The 17828-nt window shown below is 58.0% G+C and carries 12 protein-coding genes; 8 read left to right on the top strand and 4 right to left on the bottom strand.

What is annotated here, in order from left to right; all coding sequences use genetic code 11:
- The first annotated feature begins 143 nt into the window (after positions 1–143).
- The 8 genes from ACFWHB_RS10550 (at position 144) to rmf (ending at position 13323) form a co-directional block, all read left to right on the top strand.
- Positions 144–4985, top strand: coding sequence for an NAD-glutamate dehydrogenase (locus ACFWHB_RS10550; protein WP_111910625.1), 4842 nt, complete (start codon positions 144–146; stop codon positions 4983–4985).
- Between the two features lie 46 nt (positions 4986–5031).
- Positions 5032–6042 (top strand): quinone-dependent dihydroorotate dehydrogenase, encoded by a 1011-nt coding sequence (gene pyrD, locus ACFWHB_RS10555; protein ID WP_395950128.1) that lies wholly within the window; start codon positions 5032–5034, stop codon positions 6040–6042.
- 85 nt (positions 6043–6127) lie between these two features.
- On the top strand, positions 6128–6664 hold the full coding sequence (locus ACFWHB_RS10560) for a cell division protein ZapC (RefSeq protein ID WP_395950129.1): 537 nt from the start codon (positions 6128–6130) through the stop codon (positions 6662–6664).
- A 285-nt stretch (positions 6665–6949) separates the two neighbouring features.
- Complete coding sequence (rlmKL, locus tag ACFWHB_RS10565; RefSeq protein ID WP_262110379.1) at positions 6950–9121, top strand: bifunctional 23S rRNA (guanine(2069)-N(7))-methyltransferase RlmK/23S rRNA (guanine(2445)-N(2))-methyltransferase RlmL; 2172 nt, start codon at positions 6950–6952, stop codon at positions 9119–9121.
- Positions 9121–9351, top strand: a complete 231-nt coding sequence (locus tag ACFWHB_RS10570) for a glutaredoxin family protein (protein WP_163148860.1) — start codon at positions 9121–9123, stop codon at positions 9349–9351. The genes rlmKL and ACFWHB_RS10570 overlap by 1 nt, the downstream gene beginning before the upstream one ends.
- A gap of 68 nt (positions 9352–9419) precedes the next feature.
- The gene (locus ACFWHB_RS10575; protein ID WP_395950130.1) at positions 9420–11330 is read left to right on the top strand and encodes an ATP-binding cassette ATPase Uup; all 1911 of its coding nucleotides are present in this window, start codon (positions 9420–9422) and stop codon (positions 11328–11330) included.
- Positions 11331–11338: 8 nt separating this feature from the next.
- On the top strand, positions 11339–12985 hold the full coding sequence (locus ACFWHB_RS10580) for a DUF3466 family protein (protein ID WP_395950132.1): 1647 nt from the start codon (positions 11339–11341) through the stop codon (positions 12983–12985).
- Between the two features lie 158 nt (positions 12986–13143).
- Positions 13144–13323, top strand: coding sequence for a ribosome modulation factor (gene rmf, locus ACFWHB_RS10585; RefSeq protein WP_005315693.1), 180 nt, complete (start codon positions 13144–13146; stop codon positions 13321–13323).
- A gap of 84 nt (positions 13324–13407) precedes the next feature.
- Here the strand turns inward: rmf and fabA are convergent, their stop codons facing one another.
- The 4 genes from fabA to ACFWHB_RS10605 form a co-directional block, all read right to left on the bottom strand.
- Positions 13408–13968 (bottom strand): 3-hydroxyacyl-[acyl-carrier-protein] dehydratase FabA, encoded by a 561-nt coding sequence (gene fabA, locus ACFWHB_RS10590; RefSeq protein ID WP_106886764.1) that lies wholly within the window; start codon positions 13966–13968, stop codon positions 13408–13410.
- Positions 13969–14046: 78 nt separating this feature from the next.
- Entirely contained in the window at positions 14047–16023 is a 1977-nt protein-coding gene (locus tag ACFWHB_RS10595) for a Lon protease family protein (protein ID WP_395950133.1), read from the bottom strand.
- A gap of 547 nt (positions 16024–16570) precedes the next feature.
- The gene (locus ACFWHB_RS10600) at positions 16571–16921 is read right to left on the bottom strand and encodes a hypothetical protein (RefSeq protein WP_395950134.1); all 351 of its coding nucleotides are present in this window, start codon (positions 16919–16921) and stop codon (positions 16571–16573) included.
- A 212-nt stretch (positions 16922–17133) separates the two neighbouring features.
- The gene (locus tag ACFWHB_RS10605) at positions 17134–17595 is read right to left on the bottom strand and encodes an antitoxin Xre/MbcA/ParS toxin-binding domain-containing protein (protein ID WP_395950135.1); all 462 of its coding nucleotides are present in this window, start codon (positions 17593–17595) and stop codon (positions 17134–17136) included.
- Positions 17596–17828: the final 233 nt, after the last annotated feature.

Here is a 17828-nt window from a genome sequence, read left to right on the forward strand (position 1 = left end):
TGCCCCTTGTTTTTAACATCCCGTTATCACCTTTGCTCGCCTTCCGCGATCCAAGTCATTACACTTCGCAGCAACTCTGTACCGGCGCGCATCCTGGGTGGATGTCGCCGTGTCTGTGATGTCGTCCGATAAGGAAACTAGCAATGGCATTGAAAGACGCCCCTACCTCAGTTCTGCTCGAAAACGTTCTCAGCCTGATCCATCAGAAATTGCCCAAGAACAGCGCCTCCCTGGTCGAATGCTTCGTCGCCAAGTTCTACGGCAACATGGCGAGCACCGACCTGCACGATCGCAATGACAGCGATCTCTACGGGGCGGCGCTCAGCCTGTGGAATGCGCTCAACCAGCGCACGAGCACAGAGCCCTATATCCGGGTCTACAACCCCGAGCTGACCCGCCACGGATGGCAGTCTCCCCATACCATCGTCGAGATCATCCTGCAGGACTCTCCCTTCCTGGTGGACTCCATCCGCATGGCCCTCAAGCGCCGGGGTATCACGGCCCACATGATGCTGCACCAGCCGCTGCACCTCATTCGCGGCAGCGATGGCAAGATAGGCGCCATCCTGGATCTGGACAACACGGCCTCCCAGACCTCAGTCGAGACCGCTTTCCTCATCGAGATCGATCATCTTACGGATGAGGAACAGATGGATGCCCTGACCGCCGAGCTCAACTCGGTTGCAAGGGAAGTGGCCCTGGCGGTGGGGGACTGGCAGCCCATGCTGGGTCGCCTCAACGAGATCATCGAGGAGCTGCCCAAGCGCAAGAACCCGGTCGGCCAGGCAGAGGTCGACTCTTGTGTGGCCTTCCTCAAGTGGGTCGCCGCCCACAACTTCACCCTGATGGGCTATCGCCGTTATGACGTGAAAGCGGTGGAGGGGGATCACGAGATCCTGCCGCTGCCGGAGTCCAGCCTCGGCCTGATGAAGAACTCCATCAAGGACGAGGGGCAGCGCCTTGGCAACATGCCCGCCAGCGCCCGTCACGCGGCCCTGAGCTCTGATTTGCTGATCCTCACCAAGTCCAACTCCAAGTCCCGGGTACACCGCCCGGCCTATGTGGACTACATCGGCATCAAGCGCTTCGACGAACACGGCAAGGTGGTGGGGGAAGATCGCTTCATCGGTCTCTACGCTTCCTCCATCTACAACACCAGCGCCACCCAGATCCCCCTCATCAGCCATCGCCTCGAGCGCATCATGGCCGCCTCCGGCCACGAGAAGGGTTCCCACGCCTACAAGGCGCTGCTGAACGTGCTGGAAACCTATCCCCGCGACGAGCTGATCCAGGCCCGGGAAGAGGAGTTGCTGGCCACAGGTCTTGGCGTGCTGGAGATGCAGGAGCGCGACATGCTGCGCCTGTTCGTGCGCCGGGATGTCTACGGCCGCTTCTTCTCCTGCATGGTCTATGTCACCAAGGAGCGCTACAACACGGCGCTGCGGGTCAAGACCCAACAGATTTTGCAGAAGTATTTTGGCAGCAGCGAAGAGGTGGAGTTCAACGTCTACTTCACCGAGGGCGTGCTGGCACGGACCCACTACATAGTGCGGGTCAACAACAACAACGTGGATGTGGATGTGAACGAAGTACAGAACAACCTGATTGAAGCGGCCCGCAGCTGGGACGACCGCCTGGATTCCGTGTTGCTCTCCCATTATGGGGAGGCCCGTGGCAACGAGCTGCGCCGCCGTTTCAGCACCGCCTTCCCCCGCGCCTATAAAGAGGACGTGCTGCCGGGCTCTGCGGTCGCCGACATCATGGCCCTCGATGGTCTGAGTGAAGCCGAGCCCCTGGGCATGCTGTTCTACCGCGCCCAGGAAGAAGAGAACGATCGCCGGGTGCGCCTAAAGCTGTTCCACCGCACCGAGCCCATCCACCTCTCCGACGTGCTGCCCATGCTGGAAAACATGGGACTGCGCGTCATCGGCGAGACCCCGTACCAGGTACGCACCCCGAGCGGCGAGATCTTCTGGATCCTCGACTTCTCCATGCTGCTGCGCGGCACCCAGCCATTCGATCTGGCCCAGAGCCAGCAGCGCTTCCAGCAGGCTTTCGCCGCCATCTGGAACAAGACCCTGGAAGATGACGGCTTCAACCGTCTGGTGCTGGGGGCCGGCCTCACCGGTCGTCAGGTCTCTGTGCTGCGCGCCTATGCGAAATACATGCGCCAGACCGGTGTCTCCTTCAGCCAGTCCTATATCGAGGAGACCCTGACCCGTTACCCCGACATCGCAGAGCTGCTGTTCACCCTGTTCGAGCAGCGCCTCAATCCCGTCATCAAGCAGGATGCCAAGGTACAGGCCAAGCTGCACGAGCAGCTCGCCGCCAAGCTGGATCAGGTGGCGAACCTGGACGACGATCGCATCATCCGCCGCTACATGGAGATGATCGACGCCACCCTGCGCACCAACTACTACCAGCCGGATCAGGAGGGTCAAGCCAAGCCCTACATCTCCTTCAAGCTGGCCCCGGCCAGCATCACCGACATGCCGCTGCCGCTGCCCAAATTCGAGATCTTCGTCTACTCGCCGCGGGTGGAAGGGGTGCATCTGCGCTGGGGCAAGGTGGCCCGTGGCGGCCTGCGCTGGTCCGATCGCAAGGAGGACTTCCGTACCGAGGTGCTGGGTCTGGTCAAGGCGCAGCAGGTGAAGAACACCGTCATAGTGCCGGTTGGCGCCAAGGGCGGCTTCTATTGCAAGCAGATGCCGGTGGGGGCGCCCCGCGCCGTCATCCAGGAAGAGGGCAAGGCCTGCTATCGCCTCTTCATTCGCGGCCTGCTCGATGTCACTGACAACATCATCAAGGGGGAGGTGATCCCGCCCAAATCCGTGGTACGCCACGACGAGGATGACTACTACTTGGTCGTGGCCGCCGACAAGGGCACCGCCACCTTCTCCGACATCGCCAACGAGATAAGCCAGGAGTATGGCCACTGGCTCGGGGATGCCTTCGCCTCCGGCGGTTCGGTCGGTTATGACCACAAGAAGATGGGCATCACGGCGCGCGGCGCCTGGGAATCGGTCAAGCGTCACTTCCGCGAGATCGGCGTCAACTGCCAGACCACCGACTTCACCTGCGTGGGGATAGGTGACATGGCCGGCGACGTGTTTGGCAACGGCATGCTGCTCTCCGAGCACACCCAGCTGGTGGGCGCCTTCAACCACATGCACATCTTCATCGACCCGACTCCCGATGCGGCCAAGAGCTTCGTCGAGCGGCAGCGGCTGTTCGAGCTACCGGGCTCGAGCTGGGATGACTACAACCGTGAGCTCATCTCCGTAGGGGGCGGCATCTTCCTGCGCTCCGCCAAGTCCATCAAGCTGAGCCCGCAAATTCAGACCCTGCTCGGCACCGACAAGGCCAGCATGGCCCCGAACGAGCTGATCAAGGCGCTGCTCTGCCTGAACGTGGATCTGCTCTGGAACGGCGGCATAGGCACTTACGTGAAGAGCGCCCGCGAGAGCGACGCCGACGTGGGGGATCGCAGCAACGACGTGCTGCGGGTCAATGGCCGTGATCTGCGTGCCCGCATCGTGGGCGAGGGTGGCAACCTTGGCTTCACCCAGCTTGGCCGGGTGGAGTACGCCAGCCAGGGCGGTCATATCAACACCGACTTTACCGACAACGTGGGCGGGGTGGATTGCTCCGACAACGAGGTCAACATCAAGATACTGCTGAACCAGCTGGTGGCCGCAGGTGACATGACTCTCAAGCAGCGCAACCAGATGCTGTACGAGATGACCGATGATGTGGCGCAGATCGTCATCACCAACGCCTATCGCCAGTCCCAGTCCATCTCGGTCACCGCCTTCCGTGGCGCCGAGCAGTTGAAAGAGCAGCAGCGTTTCATCCAGGGGCTGGAGCGTGAAGGCAAGCTGGACCGCGCGCTGGAGTTCCTGCCCTCCGACGAGGAGCTCTCAGAGCGGATGGCGGCAGGGCAGGGGCTGACTCGTCCCGAGCTGGCCGTGCTGGTGGCCTACGGCAAGATGGTACTGAAAGAGCAGCTCAACTGCCCGGAAGTGACCGAGGAGCCCTTCCTCGCCAACATGCTGGTCACCAGCTTCCCGGCCCAGTTGCAGCAGCAGTTCGGTGCCGAGTTGGCCCAGCACCCGCTGCGCGGCGAAATCATCGCGACCCGGGTGGCCAACATGCTGGTCAACGACATGGGGCTCAACTTCGCCAGCCGGATGAAAGACGAAACCGGTGCCTCGGTCGCCGAAGTTGCTTGCTGCTTCGCCATGGCCCGTGAGGTGTTCGGTCTTGGGACCCTGTGGCGTGACATCGAAGGCTGTGACAACCTGGTGGATGCCAACACCCAGCTCGAGCTGATGTTCTACAGCCGCCGCATAGTGCGCCGTGCCACCCGTTGGTTCCTGCGTGCCCGCAACCGCAGCTGGAGCATAGGGGAGAACATCGCCTTCTTCCGTCCGGCCTTCGAGACCCTGGGGGAGCACCTCTACGAGGTGATGGACGAGAGCGAAGTGGCTGAGCATCAGCAGAAAGTCGCGGAGTTGGTGGCCAAACAGGTGCCGGAAGCCATCGCCCGTCAGGTCGCCCACATGAGCAGCCTGTTCTCCAGCCTGGATCTGGCGCAGATTGCCGCGGAGCACAAGACCGACATAGTGCGCGCCGCCAACGTCTACTACCGCCTCGGCGCCAAGCTGGATCTGCACTGGTTCCTCGAGCAGATCAACCATCAGCCGGTGGGCAACCATTGGCAGGCGATGGCCAGGGCCTCCTTCCGCGAGGATCTGGACTGGCAGCAACGCAGCCTCACCTCAGTGGTACTGGAAGGGTGCAAAGAGCAGGGGGAATGCGCTACCATACTGGCCGACTGGATTTCGGAGCATGAGCAACTCTTGTCCCGTTGGACCCATATGTTGGCCGACTTCAAGACCACGAGCACTCACGAGTTCGCCAAGTTCTCGGTGGCCTTGCGAGAGTTGAACCTGCTCCAGTTGAATTGCCGAACCTCGGCATAACCCCAAAAGCCCCGGCCAGTTGCCGGGGCTTTTTTAAGGAGCAAACATGCTGTACCCCCTCGCCAGGCATTTTCTGTTCAAACTCAATCCGGAACAGGCACACGATCTCTCCATCAAGTATTTGCCCCGCCTTCTCGGTACACCGCTCGATTGTTTCTTCCGTCATTCACTCCCCCAACGCCCCGTCACTGTCATGGGGCTTAATTTTGCCAATCCGGTGGGACTGGCTGCCGGCCTCGATAAAGACGGGGAGTGTATCGACGCATTTGGTGCCATGGGGTTCGGCTTTATTGAAGTAGGCACTGTGACCCCCAAGCCCCAGAACGGAAATGACAAGCCGCGGTTGTTCCGGGTAATTCCGGCGGAAGGGATCATCAACCGGATGGGATTCAACAACAAGGGTGTCGATCATCTGGTGGCCAAGGTGAAAGAGGCCAAATATCAGGGAGTGATCGGCATCAATATCGGCAAAAACAAGGACACCCCCATAGAGCAGGGCAAGGACGATTATCTGATCTGCATGGACAAGGTTTATGATCATGCCGGTTATATCGCCGTCAATATCTCCTCTCCCAACACCCCGGGGTTGCGTTCGCTGCAATATGGCGAGGCGCTCGATGAGTTGCTGGCTGCCCTCAAGGTTCGGCAGCAGGAGCTGGCCGCACAATATAAGAAGTACGTTCCCCTTGCCGTTAAAATTGCCCCGGACCTCAGCCTGGATGAAATTAATCAGGTTGCCGCCTCCTTGATCAAAAACGGGATCGATGGCGTCATCGCCACCAATACCACCCTGGAGCGTGACATGATTTATGACATGCCCCATGCCGGTGAAGCTGGTGGTCTCAGTGGCCGTCCGCTCCAGCACAAGAGCACAGAGGTGATCCGCCAGCTGGCCAAGGCCCTCAATGGGGCCCTGCCTATCATAGGGGTGGGTGGTATTGACAGCGCCATGGCTGCCCGGGAGAAATTGGCAGCGGGTGCCAGTCTGGTCCAGATTTACAGTGGCTTTATTTATAAGGGCCCGAGTCTGGTCAAAGAGATAGTTACCCATATTTAAAAGATAACCGCTTGCCCTTATTTAAAGTTGCTCAAATTCTCGACATGGAATAAAGTCGAGGGACGGCTTAAGTAAGGGCAACTCCATGTGTATCCAACCCAATGACAATTGGCAGTGGCATTATGATGCTCAGGATGATCGTCTGATGCTGGATTTATCCGATCGCATGATATTCGCCACCGAATATAAGGGGCGACAACTCGTCCCCAGCTCCTTCACGACCCAGCCCTTTTGTGTCGACGATGCCGCCCTCTATTATCAATTGATGGACAAGGCCGCCGAACTCGATTGGAGTGTTCCCCATCAGGTTCAGCTGGTACTCAATGCCATCGCCGTCAGCCGCTTTTATAAACCCCTGATGCCACAAAGCTGGTTCTTTCATGAACAGCAGACTCATTGCTCGCCGGAAATGGGCTCCCTGGTGTGGATGCAGACATCCCATGGCAGGGGAGAGTTCATGGTCATCGAGGCCGGGGAACAGGCGAGCGTCTGCCTGAACCTGACCGAGGAATTGGTGCTGACCGCCAGCAAGATCCTGCCAAGGTTCGCGGTGATCAAGGTGATGAATAACCGGATGCAGACCAGGACCCGTGCCCAGGCACAATATCGACAGGTCAGCTGATACTGCCTCTGCACGTTATTTTTGGTTGATATTCATACGCCCTCGGAATAACCGACGCCGATTATTTATCGCTCGTCTCTCCCATGCCATTGCGGCACCTTCCTTGAGTCAATTCGTCGTCGCTCGGCGCACACCCTTCTGCACTGGATATTGAGTTGCCTCATCGAGCCCGCGCCCTCTGTGCCGGTGACAAGAGCAAAAAATGGTAGCCATTGCGCCAGCCAGCCCCTTTATATTCGCGCGAACCCCAAGGTTCGGATGCCGAGTGCGGGCCGATAAGGTATAATGCGGCACTATTTTTATGGCATCCCCGTGAGCGTGATGAAAGAATTTTTTGCAACCTGCCCCAAGGGGCTGGAAAACCTGCTGGCCGTCGAGCTGACCACCCTGGGCGCGGAGCAGGTCCGTGAGACCGTGGCCGGCGTCCACTTCAAAGGCGAACTGGCCATCGGCTACAAGGCCTGCCTGTGGAGCCGTTTTGCCTCCCGCATCGTGCTGGTGCTCTCCGAATTCCAGATGAACGACGATCTTGATCTCTATCTCGGTGCCCACACCATACCCTGGGAAGAGCACTTCCCCGGTACCGCCACCATAGCCGTGGACTTCACCGGTACCAACCCGGCCATTCGCAACACCCAGTACGGCGCGCTGAAGATCAAGGATGCCATCGTTGACCGCTTCACCAAGCGCGGCCATGTGCGCCCGGACGTCGACAAGAAGTCGCCGGACATTCGCATCATGGCGCATCTGGGCAAGGGCAAGGCCAATATTACCCTGGACCTGTCCGGCCCGGCGCTGCATCAGCGCTTCTACCGTCAGGGCACAGGCGAAGCGCCCCTTAAAGAGAACCTGGCCTGCGCCATGATTGCGCGCAGCGGCTGGACCGGCGAGCCCATGATGGACCCCATGTGCGGCTCCGGCACCCTGTTGATTGAAGCGGCCTTCATCGCCGCCGACATGGCGCCGGCCCTGCGCCGGGAGCGCTTCGGTTTCGATCGCTGGCTGCAACACGATGGCGATCTGTGGCAGAGCCTGATGATGGAAGCCCAGGTGCGCGCCAAGCGTGGCATGCAGCGCTGCGAAGTGAAGCTGTTTGGCTGCGATGCCGACCCCCGCGTGCTGATGAAGGCCCGCGACAATGCCAAGGCGGCCGGCGTGGCCCACCTCATCACCTTCAAGCAGGCCGACGTGACCGCGCTTGAGAACCCGCTGCCGCAAGCCGCCGCAGAAGGGGAGGCCCGCGAAGTCGGCATGCTGATCTCCAACCCGCCCTATGGCGAGCGTCTGGGGGAGTTCCCGGCCCTGCTGGAAGTGCACCAGGCCCTGGGCGATGCCCTGCGCCGCAGCTTCCAGGGCTGGAAGGTCACCATTCTGTCTGCCTCGCCTGAGCTGCTGAGCTGCCTGCGCCTGCGGGCCGACAAGCAATATCGCCTGTTCAACGGGGCGCTGGAGTGTCAGCTGCGCAACTACCAGATAGCACTCGACTCCGTGGCCTCCCAGAAAGAGGTGGCCCAGGACTTCGCAAACCGTCTGCGCAAGAATCTGAAGACCCTCGAGAAGTGGGCCAGCAAGGAGGGGATCGACTGCTATCGCCTCTATGACGCCGACTTGCCGGAATACAACGCCGCCATCGACCGCTATCGGGATTACCTGGTGGTGCAGGAGTACGCCGCGCCCAAGGACATTCCCGCCCAGAAGACCCGTCAGCGTCTGCTCGACATGGTGCAGGCCGCCATCAAGGTGACCGGCATGGACGGCGAGAAGGTGATCCTGAAGGTGCGCGAGCGTCAGGAAGGCAAGCAGCAGTACCAGAAGCTCTCCGAAGAGCAGCACCGGATGGAGGTGCAGGAGTACGGCGCCCGTCTGTGGGTCAACCTCTACGACTACCTGGATACCGGCCTCTTCCTCGACCATCGTCAGACCCGTCGCATGCTGGGTCAGATGGCCCGCGGCAAGCGCTTCCTGAACCTGTTCGCCTATACCGGCAGTGCCACCGTGCACGCGGGCCTTGGCGGGGCGAGCGAAACCACGACTGTGGACATGTCCCACACCTACCTCAACTGGGCGCAGGACAACATGCGGCTCAACTCGCTGGTGGGCCGTCAGCACAAGTTCGTCCAGGCCGATTGCCTGAAGTGGCTCTCCGAGGCCGAGGATCAGTACGATCTCATCTTCATCGATCCGCCCACCTTCTCCAACTCCAAGCGGATGGACGAGAGCTTCGACGTGCAGCGGGATCACCTGCTGCTGATGCAGCACCTCAAACGCCTGCTGGCGGCGGACGGCACCCTGGTGTTCTCCAACAACAAGCGCCACTTCAAGATGGATCTGGCCGGTCTCGAGGCCGCTGGCCTCAAGGCCCAGAACATCACCGGCAAGACCCGGCCCAAGGATTTTGAGCGCAACCAGCATATCCACAACTGCTGGATCATCACCCACGCCGAGACGCAGGCCTGATGCTGACCCTGTTTCACACCGACGGCTGCCACCTGTGCGAACAGGCCTGGGCGCTGGTGGAGGAGGCTGGCCTTGCCGCCAGTACTCGCCAGTGTGACATCATGGAGAACGAGCAGTGGCTTGCGGCCTACCGGGTGCGCATCCCTGTGCTGCGGGATGACGCCGGCCGCGAACTGGGCTGGCCCTTCACCCTGGCACAGCTCAAGGGCTGGCTTGCCCGTCAGGGGTGAGGCTGATTTGACGATGAAACGGGGGCAGAGTCTGCCGCCCGTTTTTTCATAAGTAACAAGGAACAAACATGGCACTTTTGACATTGCACGGCGCTTGTCTGTCGTTCAGTGATTTCCCGCTGCTCGACAACGCCGAGCTGACCATAGAGCGCGGCGAGCGCCTCTGTCTGGTGGGGCGCAACGGGGCGGGCAAGTCCACCCTGATGAAGGTCATCGCCGGTGAGCTCTCCCTGGATGATGGCCGTCTGGTGTTGCAGCAGGACTTGAAGGTGACCCGTCTCGAGCAGGATCCTCCCGCCTCGAGCGAGCTGACCGTGTTCGACTATGCCGCCGAAGGGCTGGCCGGGGTGGGGGAGCTGCTCAAGCAGTATCACCACATCTCCCTGGAACTGGGCCACGATCCCTCCGATGCCAACATCCGCAAGATGAGCGAGTTGCAGGAGCAGCTCGATTATCAGAACGGCTGGCAGCTCGAGACTCGCATCAACCAGGTGCTGACCCTGCTGGGGCTGGATCCCGACGTGACCCTCGACAGTTTGTCCGGTGGCTGGCTACGCAAGGTGGCCCTGGCCCGTGCGCTCGCCTGTGACCCGGATCTGCTGCTGCTGGACGAGCCGACCAACCACCTGGACATAGACGCCATCAACTGGCTGGAAGAGTTCCTCAAGGATTTTCGCGGCGCCATCGTCTTCATCTCCCACGATCGGGAATTCATTCACAAGCTGGCGACCCGGATCATCGATCTCGATCGGGGCGCCATCACCTCCTGGCCCGGCAATTACGATCAGTACCTGCAAGGGAAGGAGGAGTGGCTGCGGGTCGAGGAGCTGAAAAACGCCGAGTTCGACCGCAAGCTGGCCCAGGAAGAGGTGTGGGTGCGTCAGGGCATCAAGGCCCGCCGTACCCGCAACGAAGGCCGGGTGCGCGCCCTCGAGGCGATGCGCATGGAGCGCAGCCAGCGCCGCGAGCTGCAGGGCAAGGCCAAGCTGCAGATGGACGACGTCAACCGCTCCGGCAAGCTGGTGTTCGAAACCGAAGGGCTCGGCCTGGACTTTGGCGATCGCACCCTGTTCCAGGGGCTGGATCTGCAAGTGCTGCGGGGCGACAAGATTGCCCTGGTCGGCCCCAACGGCTGCGGCAAATCGACCCTCATCAAGCTCTTGCTGGGTCAGCTCGAGCCGAGCCGCGGGCTGGTCAAGGGCGGCACCAACCTGGAAGTCGCCTATTTCGATCAGTACCGCGAACAGCTCGATCCCGAGCAGACAGTGGTGGACAACGTGGGGGAGGGCAAGCAGGAAGTGATGGTGCGCGGCCGCTCCCGCCATATCCTCGGCTACCTGCAGGACTTCCTGTTTGAACCCAAACGGGCGCGGACCCCGGTCAAGGCCTTGTCAGGGGGCGAGAAAAACCGTCTACTGTTGGCCAAGCTGTTCCTCAAACCCAGTAACTTGTTGATTTTGGATGAACCAACCAACGACCTGGATGTCGAAACGCTGGAACTTTTGGAAGAACTGCTGACCGATTATCCGGGCACCCTGCTGCTGGTCAGCCACGATCGCCGTTTCATCGACAATACGGTGACCGGCTGCTGGCTGTTTGAAGGGGATGGGCGGATCAGCGATTATGTGGGCGGCTATGCCGAGATGATGGCCACCCGGGCCCAGCAGAGTCAGCAACAGGCGACCAGGGCGGCCGCGGCCAAGGTGGCAGAGCCTGTCGCGTTGACTGCTGAGCCGGCGAAAAAAACACGCAAACTCTCTTACAAGTTGCAACTGGAGCTGGATAATCTGCCAGCCCGGCTGGAGCAGCTGGAAACGGAACTCGATGCCCTGCAGGCGGAGATCAACCATCCCGGCTTCTTCTCCCTGCCGGCGGAGCAGACCCAGTCCAAACTGGATGCATTGCATGCGGCAGAGTCCGCATTGGAACACGCCTTCTCCCGTTGGGAGGAGTTGGAAGCGTTGAAACATCAAGACTAAGGAAGTAGATGAAAAAGCAATTATCCATGCTGGCCATCCTGGTCGGCGCCAGCCTCAACGCGCAGGCGGCACAAAGCTCCTTCTTCACCATTGTCGATGACGAAGTCAAAGGATATGCCAGCGGGATCAGTACCGATGGCAGCGGACTCATCGGGATCAATACCAAGAACAACATGGCCGAGTACTTCTCGACCGTGCGCTCTGCAGACTTCCTGGTCGATCGTTTCCGCTTCGAGCAGGGTTGCTTCCTTTCAAGCTCCGTCTGTGACTCCTTCTGGGACGAGAATCCGGGCTTTGCCTACCAGTGGCGCCGCGATTTCCTCGATGGTGTCGATCAGCGCAGCGGCATCGGCTATGTTGCCACCACTCAGACCGATGGCCTGGTAACGGCCCTGGGCGAGACGCCGGACACCCAGGTGGGCTACAAGATGAATGGCAAGCTGCGCACCGCCTTTGCCATCGCGGGGGATGGTAAAACCGTCGAGTTGAAAGATGCCGCCGGCACCCACAGCCTGAGCGTCCCGACCAGCATCAAGAAGCTGGACAACGGTCAGTACCTGGTGACAGGGACAGCCGCCAGCGGCAAGTACCGCCACAACGTGGGTGGTGACTTCTATAACTGGTGTTTCGCCGGCAATGACGATGAGTATGGTGACTTCCGTTACTGCCCCGGGGTCGATACCCAGGCCAGCTTCTGGCTGCTCAATGACTCAGGTGGTTTCAGCAAGCTGATGCAGGCCAGCGACTATGGCCGTCAGCGCGACGAAGTGCTGCAGACTGCGTCTGCATTCGGTGCGGCGACATTCAACGGCACCCTGTACGGTGTGGGCTACAGCTCCACCGGTGAGGTAGGGTCGGGGGATCTCGACGGTCGTAACTTGGCCAGCTACTGGACCCTGGACCTCGACGCCGGCAAAGTGGGTGCCACCAAGATCATCCCGCTGCCCGATGGCGAGCCGGGCAAGGATGACAGCGTGCTGCAAAATAGCTGGGCTGTGTCTGTCAACGAGAATGGCTATGTGATCGGTAACCAGCGTTACAGCATTAACAAGGGTCAGAACCGGCCGACCGAGATGTTCCTGTTCAATCTGAACAATCCGAGCTCTGCGGCCAGCATCCCCCTGCAGGACAAGCCGCTCTCCGGCTCCGGCTCCGAGGGCGCGGCCATCAACGATCACAACATGGTGGTCGGCTGGCGTGACTCCCGTCATCAGACCCAGCCTGTGGCCAACGGCACCAACCGCATGCAGGAAGCCTTCCTGCTCAATGCGGCGTCCCCGAGCAACAACTGGTACCTGAACGATCTGATCTGTGGTCTGGATGATGCCGGTGCCAAGCAGTGTGCCCAGAATGGCAAGTATTACCACATCGCCTACGCCAGCGGCATCAGCAGTGATGGCACCATAGCCGCCACCGCCTATCGCTACAACAGCGAGAGCGATCTGAACCTGCGCACCAACGCGACCGTGGTCGCCGTCAAGCTGAAACCGGCCGTGGCGGACTATCAGGGCAACAAGCCCGCTGAATATGTGGTGAGCAATGCCCCGGTCAACAACCAGACCGGTCAGGATGGTGAAGATGGTGGTGGTGGCAGCCTGTTCTGGTTGACTCTGCTGGCCTTGCCCTTCGCCTGGCTGCGCCGTTACCAGCGATAAAAAATGTGTCATCAAAAATTAATGCAGTTCAGTATCTTGTGTCACAACGTCTGAATAGCATGGAATTTTTTGTTTGACCCTGCTTCCCCCCTGGGGTAAAGATGAAAGCGACCCGGTGAAAACTTGGTCGCTTTTTTGTTCCACGAAGAGGGTCGTAGATGATGAAGAGACAGAAACGGGACCGTCTGGAAAGAGCTCGTGCTCGTGGTTATCAGGCTGGCGTAGTCGGCAAACAGAAAGAAGCGTGTCCGTACCAATGCCTGGATGCCAGAGGGCACTGGCTTGGTGGTTGGCGCGACGCCATGGAGGGGCGAGGCTCAGGCCTCTTCATGAAGTAACCGAGACTTCATCACTCATTGCAAAAAGGAAAGGGGCCATGGCGGCCCCTTTACGTTGTCACTCTCTGACCGTGTCAGAGCAGATCAGAATGCGGTGGTGTCTTTGAACAAGCCCACTTTCAGGTCGGTCGCGCTGTAGATGGGACGACCATCCACCTCGACCACGCCGTCGGCAATGCCCATCACCAGCTTGCGGTTGATGACGCGCTTGAAGGTGATCTTGTAGGTCACTTTCTTGGCGGTCGGCAGGATCTGACCGGTGAATTTCACCTCGCCCACGCCCAGAGCGCGTCCCTTGCCGGGACCGCCTTTCCAGCCCAGGAAGAAACCGACCAGCTGCCACATGGCATCCAGACCCAGACAGCCCGGCATGACGGGATCGCCAGGGAAATGGCAGTCGAAGAACCAGAGATCCGGAGTGATATCGAGTTCGGCCAGGATTTCGCCTTTGCCGTGCTCGCCACCGTTGTCAGTGATCTTGACGATGCGATCCATCATCAGCATGTTGGGGGCGGGCAGTTGGCTGTTACCCTCACCAAATAATTCGCCACGGCTGCAGGCAAGCAGCTCTTCGCGGGTAAACGACTCTTTACCTTGTTCACACAGGGAGAGGTGGGTATTAGTGGTGTCGTTATCTAGGGTCACGCTGTTTATCCTTCATATGGGTCAAAGCCGGGCCAATTTAGCTTACAGTTGTTCGCTAAACAACTCCGATCACTTTATTTAGAGGCCGAATAGACGGCCCAGCAGGTTGCGCAGCACGCCACTCTTGGGTGCAGTGCCATTGAGTTCATCCAGTCTGTCCTGGATCCGGCCAAACAGGGTGTCCGGCATGTCAGGCTCGCCGGCCACACAGCCGGTCAGCAATTCGATGGCCTCTTCCACATGATCCACCGGGTGGATATGGAACTGGCCCGCTTCGACGGCGGCAATCACCTCATCGGAGAGGTTGAGCTGCTGGGCGTTGGTACCGGGCAAAATGATGCCTTGCTTGCCGGTAATGCCGTGGATCTTGCACACCCGGAAGAAGCCTTCGATCTTCTCGTTCACGCCACCCACAGCCTGCACGTTGCCGAACTGATCGACCGCACCGGTCACCGCAAAGCGCTGGGAGATGGGTTGGCGGGCGAGGGCAGAGAGCAGGGCGCACAGACCTGTCAGGGAGGCGCTGTCGCCGTCAATCTCGTGATAGGACTGCTCGAACACCAGGTTTGCCGAGAGCGGCGAGGGGTTCTCTGCGCCGAACTTGTTGGAGAGATAGCCGTGGATGATCATCATCGCCTTGGCATGAATGTGGCCGGCGAGCTCTGCCTTGCGCTCGATATCGGCCACGTCGCCATCCCCCAGGTGTACTGTGGCGGTCAATCGCACCGGTTCACCAAAGTCATAGGGATGACCGGCTACCTGGATGACAGAAAGGCCGTTGATCTGGCCGACCTCTTCACCGTCGGTCTGTAGCAGGATCTGGCCATCGATGACCCCCTGATCGGATTGCTCCACCAGGTAGTTGAGGCGGTAATCCTGCTCCTCCAGGGCGAGCAGTATGTGCTCGTCGGTCACCTTCTCGGCCTCCAGCTCGCGGGCCAGGCTGTCGGCCATGCGCATGATGGCGCTGAGTTGCACCTCCGAGAGGGAGAGCCATTCCTGATGGTCACAGAGACGACTGGCATGGCGACACAGGGCGAGGAGGGCACCCGGAGTGAAGTCCAGCAGGTTCCAGCGCAGCCGCAGCCAGGCCAGGTATTGCAGGAACTCGGGCAAATCCTCTTCGATGTTCACCTCGGACACCAGATCGGCGCGCAGAAAGATGCGCTCGGACATGTCTCTGTCCAGCATCTGGAACTCGGCCACTTCCAGCCGGTCGCCCACCAGGATCAGTTTGAACCGGATAGGCGTGGCCTCAGGGGTGAAGAAGGGGGTCAGGGTCTTGCCTTCCTGATAGGCATTCCAGTCCAGCTCGCCTTTTTGCATGGCGTTCTTGAGCTTGAACCAGAGATGGGGCTGATCGAGCAGCTCGTCGAGTTGCAAGATGAGATAGCCGCCGTTGGCTTCCCGCAGCAGGCCCGGCTCAAGCAAGTGCTGGTTGGCATAGACCGAGCCTTGCTCCGTCTGGTAGTTGATGGAGCCAAACAGGGTGTCCCAGTTCAAGTCCCGGCCATAGATGACGGGGGCTTGCTGCTCTTCGTGATGGATCAGCAGGTTGATGAGCACCGGGTGCTGGAATTCGAGACCCTGGGCCACGTGCGCCGCCAGATCGGAGAGAAAGTCCACGATCTTGGGGTCATTTTCCTGCTTGCGGATGATGCGGGTGACCAGGCGCTCGGCATCCAGGTGATGGCTCATCAGCTTGAGCAGCTCGCCAACCATCTCGCAGAATTCGAACCCGGTACCGGGTTGCAGGCGCAGCCAGATAGGCTTGAACGGGTTGTTGAGGTTCTCGGTGTAGCAGAGATCGAAAAGGTCGCCATCCTTGCCATTGGAAGAGGCGATCAAGGTCTGGCAGACACTCTCATAATCCGCACCCGGGAAGCCGTTGAGCAGCATGACCGGGCAGTCACCATCAAAACTGGCCAGTCGCTTGATGCCGGAAATGGCTCTGGGTTGCAGGGCGGCAAAAGGGATGGGTTCGAGCTCGCTGAGCGTGGGGAACTGCTCAATCGTGAAAGCGGGTTTTAATTGTTCTGGTGTTAATTCAGCCACTTAAGACATCCGGTCGGGGATAGGATCAATTATTTCCATTATACACAGTTCAATTGGCGGTAACAGGAAACAAGCATACATCATTTAACTAATATCTACTGGATTTTAACTACACGGGAGCGGTGTGGGTGTAAAATTCATAATTACAATTACTTAGAATTGATTTCATTTGAAATCAATTCAGCATGATTCATGTACTTGCTAGTTGCAGCGTGTTTTTATCCTAAAATCTCCGTCGAACTACATAACTTTATACAAAAAATTTTTTTAAACATCCTATTGCTAGGAAGGTCAGTGTGATGATGCGCTGTATAGCAGTCCTATCGAGAGGCTAAAGATAAGTATTAGTGTGGCGTAAACCTGTGGGAGAGCTGGTAGTGGGGGAATGAAGGCCTGTGTTCTAGGCCTGTAGAGCAATAAGTGTCTAGAGAAACCGGGGCGATTCACACCTCAAGTCATGGTGGCGACTGTACCACCTAAAATGGTGTCCGGGATGATTAGACCACTACAGGATTATGTTTATCCTATCGGGTTTATTGAACCTTGATTAACCGATACCCGATAGAAGACGGCCCATCTCTTCTTCAGGATCATATTTTTTGGCTGAGTCTTGGGTCTTTAGTGTGTGGTTTATCTTACGAGTGAAACCAAGATACGTATTGTCAAAGTCTTGCTGGCAACGATCAAGAGCTCGTTCTATTGCGATCTGTGCCATCAGCAAGTCCTTGCCAGTTAGTATTTTTTCTACCTTTCTTAACACACTTTCATACATTATATCAAGGGTCTCTTCTGATTTAGCTCGTTTGAAACGAATTACTAGGTCGTCATATTTAAATGATATGATACTTATTTCTTCGGGAGACGCTGCTTTACTATTAGTGGTTTCGGGTGTTTTCATAGCAATAAAATCTTATATGTTGAGGCTATAAACAGCCTATTTACTGTCTTCAAGTCACACATCAATAAAACTCTAAAAATTGCATGACGCCTGACTCATTAGAAGTTCAATTACAAGAAATGGCATCCATCATCTATTTTGTAATTTAAATGTATTTTTCGTAAGCTATACTTTATAAGTATAAAGTTAACGTTTCAATCAGTTTAATTCCTTTATGAAATAACACCATGTTTAATTTGACCGATAAGATCCATAACAGCCTCAACTCCAGGAGGGGTGCTCAACATTAGTATGGGACTCTCATCACCTAAGGCTCGGGAAGGAGACTTAAGCCACTGAATTGCGGCTGAAACATCTCCATCAAAAAGCTGCAAAGCCGCATCCAATGTCCTTATGAATACGTATAGCCTCATGCTTTGCTCTGATGATAAAACGTTCTTTCTTTGTATTTTTCTCTTGGTAAGGGTGACATAGCTGATGCTCGCTAATTGGCAAATCGTGATTTCATCGATCTGCGTCATGATGGATAGTTTTTTCACAATCTCATATGAAAACCCAGCTAGAGTCTCTTTGTGTGCATCAACAGGCTGCTTAGGCAATGACAATGTGGCCAGAAGGCCATCTGGCTTTCCAACTAGATTCTTGGAGGGGTTGTAAGAGGTTCCAATATTCATAGCTGCCTCGTGTGTATCACAAAATTCATATTATATAGACAGTGGATTACCACCCTATTCTAGGCAAACTTCCTGTTCAGGTTGTTTAAGCGACTTCCCCATCAGGTAATGTGCCACATTGAGCGTAGATGGCAACATTGCCGCTATCCTATACGAAATATCAACCTAGCGAAGATTTTCCGTTGATATGAGCAAGGCGCAGCTCCTCGGCACCGAGCACGAACTCCGGGCTG

Source organism: Aeromonas mytilicola subsp. aquatica (assembly GCF_044336385.1).
GTDB lineage: Bacteria > Pseudomonadota > Gammaproteobacteria > Enterobacterales > Aeromonadaceae > Aeromonas > Aeromonas rivipollensis.